A 9,064-nucleotide genomic window follows, 5' to 3' on the forward strand; every position below is an offset into this window, starting at 1 on the left:
GGTGCGGGGCGATCGCCCCGCACCGGCCCCCTCGGCGTGCCCGGGGTCGCGCGGCCCCGGCGCCGGGCCGGCCGGATGGCACGGGTGTGACGTGTGTCCGGGTGTTCGGTCGGCCCGGGAGGGGCATCCTGAGAGGAGGTTTCCGTCTTTTCGCCCGATAAGCGCGCCGGATGAGGGCGGTCATGGGCGACATCGACATTCGACATTCGACATCGACGAAGGAGGGCTCCGTGAACGCGACCCCGGGGGCGGAGTTCGACCGGGTGGGCATGTTCGAACGCGGCTACCGACCCGAACAGGTCGAGGCACGCCTCGCCGAACTGACCGCCGACCGGGACGCCCTCGCCCGCCGCCTGGCCGCCCTCGTCACCGCCGAACGCGAATTGGCCGGGGAGATCTCCCGGCTCGACGCCGACCGCGAGGCCGCCGCCGACCTGCCGCCCGAACGGTGGGCCGTCCTCGGCCCCCGCATGGTCGCCCTGCTCGAGGAGACCGTGGCGCAGGCCGAGGAGATCACCGGGGAGGCCGCCGAGGAGGGCCGGCGCCTCGCCGAGGGGGCCGCCGACGACTCCCGCGCCCTGCGCGAGCGCGCCCGGGAGGCCGCCGCCGGGCGTCGCGCCGGGGCGGAGGAGGAGGCGGAGCAGCGGTTGGCGGAGGCCCGCGAGGAGGCGGCCCGGATCACCGGGGCCGCCCACGAGGACGCCGAGCGCCTCCTGGCCGCCGCCCGGGAGCACGGCGACCGTCTCGCCGCGGAGACCGGACGCGCCGAGGCGGAGCGCCGCGAACGGGAGAAGCGGGCGGAGGAGGCCCTGGCCGCCGAACTGGCCGCCGCCGAGGAGGCGGGCACCCGCCGCGAGGAGGAGATCCTCGGATACGCCGAGGACCTGTTGGCCCGGCGTCGCGAGGACCACGCCGCCGCGACCCGCGAGGCCCGCTCCCGGCAGCAGGAGGCCGAGGAGCGCGCGGCCGGCCTCCTCGCCGAGGCGCAGGGGCACCGGCGTCGGATCGAGCGGGAGACCGCCCGGCTGCTGCGCGAGCACGAGGAACGGGCGGAGGCCGTCCGGGAGCACCTGCGGCAGGTCAGGCGCGCACTGGCGGCTCTGACCGGCCGTGTCCCCGAGGACCCCGACGACACGGGCTCCGGTGGACGGGAGGAGGCCGGGCCACCCGCCGCGAGCGATGGGACCGGGCCCCGGGAGGGCCCCGACGACGCGGCTCCCGACGGGGCAGCCGCTCCGGAGGAGGGCTCCCCCTCCCCCACCGACACCACCGAACCCGGGCCCTCCGGGGAAGGGGACGGAGCGGCCCCGCGGCAGGCCCCCGAGGGGGCGGAACGCGCGGAGCCCCCCTCCGGAACGGCCGGCCCACCGTCCCCCGCCCGGAGAGGAACGGGACCGGCCCGGAAGGGCGCGCGGCCCGGACCCCGCGCGCCCGCGCGGAAGGCGTGAGAACGAGGGGAAACGCCGGAGGAGGACACCGGGGGAAACCGCCGGGGGAACCAGGGGACCGGGGACCCGAGCCGGGCGGGCCGCGTCCCGCCCGGCTCCCGGCCCGGATGAGGGACCCGGACCCGGCCGGGGAGTAGGGTGCGAAGACCCGTCCGCATCACGTCCCACCGCACGAAGGGCCCGATCAGTTGAGCTCCACGCGCCCGTCCGCCGTCATCGTCCTCGCCGCCGGTGAGGGGACCCGCATGAAGTCCGCGACGCCCAAGGTCCTGCACGAGATCTGCGGGCGTTCGCTGCTCGGTCACGTCGTCGCCTCGGCCCGGCACACCGGACCCGAGCGGCTGGTCGTGGTCGTGGGCCACGCCCGGGAGCGGGTGACCGCGCACCTCGCCGACATCGACCCGGACGTGTTGACCGCCGTGCAGGAGGAGCAGCGGGGCACCGGACACGCCGTGCGCCGCGCCCTGGAGGAGCTGACCGCCCGGGGCGGGGCCCCCACCGGCACCGTGCTGGTGACCTGCGGTGACACCCCGCTGCTGACCGGGGAGACCCTCGCCGCGCTCGCCGCCGGGCACGCCGACCAGGGCAACGCCGTGACCGTGCTGACCGCCGAGGTGCCCGACGCGACCGGCTACGGGCGGATCGTGCGCGCCGCGGACGGCTCGGTGACCGCCATCGTCGAGCACAAGGACGCCGACGAGGAGCAGCGGGCCGTCCGGGAGATCAACTCCGGCGTCTTCGCCTTCGACGCCGAGGCGCTCGCCGCCGCCCTCGCCGAGCTCACCACCGACAACAGCCAGGGCGAGGAGTACCTCACCGACGTGCTCGGCATCCTGCGCGCCGAGGGTCGCCGGGTGGGCGCCTGGCGGGCCGCCGACCACCGGGAGATCTCCGGCATCAACAACCGCGTGCAGCTCGCCGCCGCCCGCCGGATGCTCAACGACCGGCTGCTGGAGGACGCCATGCTCGCCGGGGTGACCGTCGTGGACCCGGCCTCGGTCTGGGTGGACGTGACGGTGGGCTTCGAACCGGACGCCGTGATCCACCCGGGCACCCAGCTGCGCGGCGCCACCCGGATCGGCGCCGGGGCCGAGGTGGGCCCGCACACCACGCTGACCGACACCGTCGTCGGGGCGGGCGCGACCGTGGTCAACACCGTCTCGACGGGGGCGGAGATCGGCGAGGGCGCGACCGTGGGGCCCTACGCCTACCTGCGGCCGGGCACCCGCCTGGGGGCCTCCGCGAAGATCGGCACCTACGTGGAGACCAAGAACGCCACCGTGGGCGAGGGCACCAAGGTGCCGCATCTCACATATGTGGGGGACGCCACGATCGGCGACCACACCAACATCGGCGCGGCCAGCGTCTTCGTGAACTACGACGGGCAGCACAAGCACCACACCACCATCGGGTCCCACTGCCGCACCGGCTCGGACAACATGTTCGTGGCGCCGGTCACCATCGGGGACGGTGCCTACACCGCCGCCGGGTCCGTCATCACCCGTGACGTGCCGCCCGGTTCGCTGGCCGTCGCGCGCGGCCAGCAGCGCAACATCGAGGGCTGGGTGGCCCGCAAGCGGCCCGGCAGCGCCGCCGCGAAGGCCGCCGAGGCGGCCGGCGAGGGGACGCCCGCCGGTCCCGGTGACGACGGGATGGCGGGCGAACGGACATCCGGAGAAGGTTGACGGGTGCACGGGGTGCCGGCCCGGGGCGTACCGTAAGAGGGGCCCCGCGCGGGGTGGCCGAAAGACGGCCGTCCGGGGCCTTCCCGACGACTCCCAAGCGACCGTCGATCACCCAAGGAGATCTGCTGTGACCGGGATCAAGACGACCGGTGAGAAGAAGATGATGCTCTTCTCCGGCCGCGCCCACCCCGAGCTGGCGAAGGAGGTCGCCGCCGAGCTGGGCGTGGGACTGGTTCCGACCACCGCCCGGGACTTCGCCAACGGGGAGATCTACGTCCGGTACCAGGAGTCGGTCCGCGGTGCGGACTGCTTCCTGATCCAGAGCCACACCACCCCGATCAACAAGTGGATCATGGAACAGCTGATCATGATCGACGCGATGAAGCGGGCCTCGGCCCGCAGCATCTCGGTCGTGATCCCGTTCTACGGCTACGCCCGCCAGGACAAGAAGCACCGCGGCCGGGAGCCCATCTCCGCCCGCCTGATGGCCGACCTGCTCAAGACCGCCGGCGCCGACCGGATCCTGAGCGTGGACCTGCACGCCGACCAGGTGCAGGGCTACTTCGACGGCCCGGTGGACCACCTGTTCGCCCTGCCGCTGCTGACCGACTACATCCGCGGCCGGGTGGACCGCGACAAGCTCACGGTCGTCTCCCCCGACGCCGGCCGGGTGCGGGTCGCCGACCGCTGGTGCGACAAGCTGGGCGCCCCGCTGGCCATCGTGCACAAGCGGCGCGACCCGGACGTGGCCAACCAGGTGTCGGTGCACGAGGTCGTCGGTGACGTCCGCGACCGGGTGTGCGTGCTGGTGGACGACATGATCGACACCGGTGGCACGATCTGCGCGGCGGCCGAGGCGCTGTTCGCCAACGGCGCGGCCGACGTGATCGTCACCGCCACCCACGGCATCCTCTCCGACCCGGCCCCGGACCGCCTGAAGAACTCGAAGGTCAGCGAGTTCGTCTTCACCAACTCGCTGCCCACCCCCGGTGAGATGGCCCTCGACAAGGTCACCGTCGTCTCCCTGGCCCCCACGATCGCCCGCGCGATCCGCGAGGTCTTCGAGGACGGCTCGGTCACCAGCCTCTTCGAGGGCGACGCCTGATCCCCCGGTGGTACCGACCCCCGACCCGGGGTCGGTACCACCCGATTTCGACCACGGCCTCCCCGCCGGGTACGCTGTGCGCGTTGCTCGGCGAGGGAGGCCGTGCGCGCTTCCGGCCCGGCCCGCGATCCGCGGGACCCCGGCACCGGAGGCGGACGGCACTCCGTGATCGACGCGCTCCTCATCGCGGTGATCCGCGCGGCCCCGGCCGCCGGACCGCGCGCGGTGTGCGGCAGGCCCGTTGGGGCCGGGTGACACCCCGGCCCGGGTCCCCGGGACCGACCGGACAGACCGCATCCCGCGATCGCGCACCGCGATCCCGACCCACGAGGAGCGCCGCCATGAGCGACGTCAAGATCAGCGCCGAGATCCGCCGCGAGTTCGGCAAGGGCGCGTCCCGCCGCGTCCGTCAGGCCAACCGCGTCCCCGCCGTCATCTACGGCCACGGCGGCGACCCGGTGCACGTCACCCTGCCGGGCTACGACCTGATGATGGCCCTGAAGAACTCGAACGTCCTGATCACCCTGGACATCGAGGGCCGCGAGGAACTGGTGATCCCCAAGGCCGTGCAGCGCGAGGTGCTGCGCCCCAACCTGGTCCACGTGGACCTGCTGGTGGTCAAGAAGGGTGAGCGGGTCTCCGTCGAGATCCCGATCCACACCGAGGGCGACCTGGCCCCGGGCCAGTTCCTCATCGAGCACGTGCACAACACCCTGAGCGTGGAGGCCGAGGCCACCCACCTCCCGGAGAGCGTGACCGTCTCCGTCGAGGGTTTGTCCGCCGGCGACCAGGTGCTGGCCAAGGACGTGAAGCTCCCCAAGGGCACCACCCTGACCATCGACGGCGAGGAGACCATCATCCAGATCCTCGCCGCCCAGGCCGAGGAGCCCTCCGCCGCGAGCGAGACCGAGACCACCGAGGTCTGAGCACGGCCGTCCGGGCGGGAGGACCACACGGGTGACCGTGTCCGGTCCCGCCCGGGGCACCGGGGGCCGGGTGCCGCGCGACCACCGCGCGGCCCCGGCCCCGGGCGTTTCCCGACCGGCGACCGCGGCCGTCACCGCGGATGCCGTTCCACCCGCCCCGGCACCCCCAGCCGTGGTCAACGGTGGTCGTCCCGCCCTCGCGCCGATCGGTGGAAGCGCGCCCCGTGGTCGGCGCCCCGGCTCAGCCCGCCGACCGGGAAGGCGTCAACCCGGGGGAGCGGCCGTTCCGAACGGCGCCCACCTCGTGGTGGAACTTCTCGTAGATCAGCGTGGCCCGGTCCAGGGCCTGCTCGATGTCCTTCGTGCTCATCTGCATCTCGTGCAATTGCGCGCGGTACAGATACAGGAAGGTGTTGAAGCCGATCTTCTCGAGATCCACGGCGGACTTCACCAGCACGAACGCACTGACTTTATCGGCCCTGTGGCGGATGCCACTGGATTCGATCGCCCGTTGCCATGCCCGCAGATCGAGGCGGATGATCGAGTATTCCTCGGTCAGTACGACGTAGCGGTCGAGGGTGTCCTCGGCGGCCTCCGACTCCCCAAGGAATTCCTTCAGTACATCGGTGACCAGCCCGGCCACGCCGTCTATGATATCCGGGGCCGATCCGCGACAGAAGGACGTGAGGGCCTTGCCGATGGGTGCACCGATGTCATTCACCTGGTTGGACATCATGGCGTGAGTCTGCGAGGTGCTGTCCAGCACCGCTTCGATGGGAACCCTCCTGTCCTGGTCACTGCCGGCCGTGATGAGCGCCTTCTCGATGTCCATCCGGAAGAAATCCGCCTTCGTCTGGGCGAGTGCTTCGAGTGCTTCAAGGGCCTCCTTCGCATCCTCCATCTGCTTTTCCGAGGTGTCCAGACTTTCAATAATTCCCGAAATCGACCCCATGGCTCCTCCTTCGCTGCCTTCCGTATCCGAATCGTGCGGCACGATTTTCCGCCCGGGCCACCGGCGAAACAATGGATTCGATGAGGATGATCCCGGTCGTCGACATCGGGCGATTGTGGCCGGCCCGACCCACGGGGGATCGTGCGCCGGCCCCGCACCCGATCCGCACGCCCACCGGGTACCCCTGCCGTGTCCGCGCATCGGCGGGGTCCCAAGAAAATCGAACAACACTCTTTCGGCCCAACCCGGCTTGCGGGCCCCGTCCCGGCGTGCTCGCGCAGTCGTATCGGGGGAACGTGCCGTGATGCCCCCGGGAGGGGTCCCGGAAGTCCCCGGGGACGGCTTTCCGGGCCGCTCGGCCCGTGGCGGCCTCCGGTCGGCACCGATCCCCGGCACTGTTGCGCCCCACCCGTGGGGCCTTCACCGTTGGCACGGGAGGACGTCCACGCACTCGATCACGCCGGGTGGTTACCGGAGGAGCCCGTATGCCCACCCCTCACGAACCGTTCGCCGCACCACGGACCGGTGCACGGCACCCCCCGGGGAAGAACATTCCGCCGTTTCCCGACCGCATGAAAGCCTATATGCAGGCGTTCGGGAAGGGATCGACGCGGGAAGTCGTGAAGGCGAGGAAATCCCCGGCGCTCAAGGCGTTCGAAGCACCGTTCACCTTCCTGGTGGACGTGGAGGAGAGAACGGCCGACTACTCTGCCGTGAAAGAGAATCCACAGTCCGAACGCCCTCTCACGGGGGGATCGTTCCAAAACCTGTACGGCGAGGAAGGCAAGGGGAAATTTTTCGCCGTCATGAGAGAGAACTACCGGGCCAAGGACACGACGTACACGGCGAGCGAGGCATTCATCAACCAGTGGACCTCCTTCCGCCGGTGCATCGAGGGGCCCGAGGGTGATCGGGTCACAAACATGAAGAAACTCCTGGGCTCACTGCTCGACCACAAAGGGGCGGATCAGCTGGCCGCCGAGATCCCGGACGAACTGCCCGCCAGGATCTATCGACAGAACATCTCGGGCGGGAGTGCGAGGGCAACCCTCGACCCATTGCTCCCCCGGGAGGAGCAGTGGGTCGATTTCAGCAAGGGCGATCACCGCCATCAGCAAATCACCGAAGAGACGATAAATGGAAAATCAACCGCCCATATTGTTGCAACATTCAATGACGCCAAGAAACCGGTTCCGTCACTCCACATCACCGGCGGACGTCTCCTCCGGGACCGCGACGGGAATTTTCATCTCCGATTCGACATCGGGAACGCCCCGGCCGGAGCCCCCTTGCCGTAAGGGGGCTCCGGCCCGGTGGGACGGGCACGGCCGATGCCGGGGGTGTCACTTCAGGTACGTCAGGGCGTCCACGGTGACGGTGGGTCGGCCCGAGGTGCCGACCACCTCGATCCGCACCGTGTGCTTGGCGTTGCTCGTCCAGCTCTGCGTCCAGATCGCGTCGCGGTAGCGGACGGTGGAGGACTTCAGGTCCACCGTCTTGGCGAGCTTGCCGTCCACGTACACCCGCACCTGCCCCGAACCGGAGGCCCGGGAGACCACCAGCGCCGCCGAACGGCCGGTGAAGGTCCAGGTGAGCGAGGAGTTCTTCGTCCCCGAGGCGAGGGACTTGCCCCCCAGGTAGCGGGAGTCGGAGCGGGTGGTCCAGGTGCCGGTCCGCTTGGCGGCCGTCTCCTGGAGGATCACCGGCGTGAACGACGGGGAGACCGTGCGCTGGTTCCCGGCGGTGTCCAGGGCCCGGACCTGCCAGGTGGAGGCGACGCCGGACTTCACCGTCAGATCGGCCGATGTCGTGGTCGCGGAGTAGGACTTCGCCACCGGCGAGAGCAGCCGCACCCCCTGGAGGCGGGTCTCGTCGGCCGCCTTCCAGGTCAGCCGCACGGGGACGGCGTCGGTGTTGACCGTGCCGGCGCGCAGGGCCAGCCGCGGTGCGGTGGTGAAGGTCGGCGCGATGGTGTCGGCGACGACGGTGACGGCCGGGGTGGTGGCCGTGCGCCCGGAGAGGTGCACCCCGCGCACCGAGACCTTCCGGGTACCGGGGCTCAGGGGCACGGCGACCGAGCGGGCGTTGCCGGCGGTGGTGACGGCGACCTTGCCGTCCACCAGCACCTCGAAGCGGGTCAGCAGTTGACTGGGGGTGCCGGTCTTCCAGGCGACCGTCGCGGAGTTCTTCGTGTAGTGGGTGTCGCCCACGACGGTGGTGCCGGTGACGCCGTTCGACGCGAGGGCGTGGGGTGCCCCGCCGGCGAGGGTGCGGATGGTCTCCAACTGCCCGTACAGGCGGTCGCCGGGGCACAGGGTGTTGTAGCCGTCGCGGTGCCCGTGGATGCGGGGCAGGGTGCGCACGGCACCCTTGCTCCAGCGCTGCCCGGCGAGGTTGACACCGTCGGCGCCGGCGATCAGGTTCACCGTGCCCGTGGGGTCGGCGCCGTACTGGCCGAGCTTCCAGGCCGACAACCGGGCCACCGAGTTGAGCACGGCGGTGGGGGCGGCGGTGTCGGTGTACGTGCCCAGGACGGCGATGCCGGTGGTCTGGTCGTTGAAGCCGTAGGCGTGCGCCCCGTACACCGGGCGGTCCACGCCGCCCTTGCGGCCCTCGTGGATCGTGCCGCACTTGTCGACCAGGAAGTTGTAGCCGATGTCGCGCCAGCCCAGGGTCCTCACGTGGTAGGTGAAGATGCCGCGGACCACGGCGGCGGAGTCCTCGCAGACGTAGGCGTTGGACTCGGCGGTGTGGTGGACGACCACGGCCTTGACCACCGGGTCCGGCAGGTAGATGGCCTCCTCGGGGGCCGCCGCCTCGTCGGCGCCCCACTGCGCGCGGCTCACGATCGGCGGGCGCGGCGCGGTGGAGGGCGGGGCCGGCGGCACGGAGACGGTGGGATCGGGGGCCGGCGTGGTCGGTGCCGGATCGGTGGGCGCGGGGTCGCC

Annotated in this window: 7 protein-coding genes; 5 read left to right on the plus strand and 2 right to left on the minus strand. The window is 71.7% G+C overall.

What is annotated here, in order from left to right; all coding sequences use genetic code 11:
* Positions 1-230 precede the first annotated feature (230 nt).
* From FOE67_RS08830 to FOE67_RS08845, 4 genes are all read left to right on the plus strand, one after another.
* The gene (locus tag FOE67_RS08830; RefSeq protein ID WP_182662232.1) at positions 231-1,448 is read left to right on the plus strand and encodes a coiled-coil domain-containing protein; all 1,218 of its coding nucleotides are present in this window, start codon (positions 231-233) and stop codon (positions 1,446-1,448) included.
* A 188-nt stretch (positions 1,449-1,636) separates the two neighbouring features.
* A complete protein-coding gene (glmU, locus tag FOE67_RS08835; RefSeq protein ID WP_182662234.1) occupies positions 1,637-3,133 on the plus strand; it encodes a bifunctional UDP-N-acetylglucosamine diphosphorylase/glucosamine-1-phosphate N-acetyltransferase GlmU in 1,497 nt (498 codons plus the stop codon).
* A gap of 127 nt (positions 3,134-3,260) precedes the next feature.
* A complete protein-coding gene (locus FOE67_RS08840; protein ID WP_182662236.1) occupies positions 3,261-4,238 on the plus strand; it encodes a ribose-phosphate diphosphokinase in 978 nt (325 codons plus the stop codon).
* A gap of 341 nt (positions 4,239-4,579) precedes the next feature.
* On the plus strand, positions 4,580-5,164 hold the full coding sequence (locus FOE67_RS08845; protein ID WP_182662238.1) for a 50S ribosomal protein L25/general stress protein Ctc: 585 nt from the start codon (positions 4,580-4,582) through the stop codon (positions 5,162-5,164).
* Between the two features lie 241 nt (positions 5,165-5,405).
* Here FOE67_RS08845 and FOE67_RS08850 read toward each other — a convergent pair whose 3' ends face one another.
* A complete protein-coding gene (locus FOE67_RS08850; protein ID WP_182662240.1) occupies positions 5,406-6,116 on the minus strand; it encodes a hypothetical protein in 711 nt (236 codons plus the stop codon).
* 572 nt (positions 6,117-6,688) lie between these two features.
* Between FOE67_RS08850 and FOE67_RS08855 the strand changes: the two genes are divergently transcribed.
* The gene (locus FOE67_RS08855; RefSeq protein ID WP_182662242.1) at positions 6,689-7,414 is read left to right on the plus strand and encodes a hypothetical protein; all 726 of its coding nucleotides are present in this window, start codon (positions 6,689-6,691) and stop codon (positions 7,412-7,414) included.
* Between the two features lie 45 nt (positions 7,415-7,459).
* On the opposite strand, the gene FOE67_RS08860 is transcribed toward FOE67_RS08855, so the two are convergent.
* On the minus strand, positions 7,460-9,064 hold a 1,605-nt coding region (locus FOE67_RS08860), incomplete at its 5' end, for an N-acetylmuramoyl-L-alanine amidase (protein ID WP_182662244.1).

The organism is Streptomyces calidiresistens (genome assembly GCF_014141525.1).
GTDB lineage: Bacteria > Actinomycetota > Actinomycetes > Streptomycetales > Streptomycetaceae > Streptomyces > Streptomyces calidiresistens.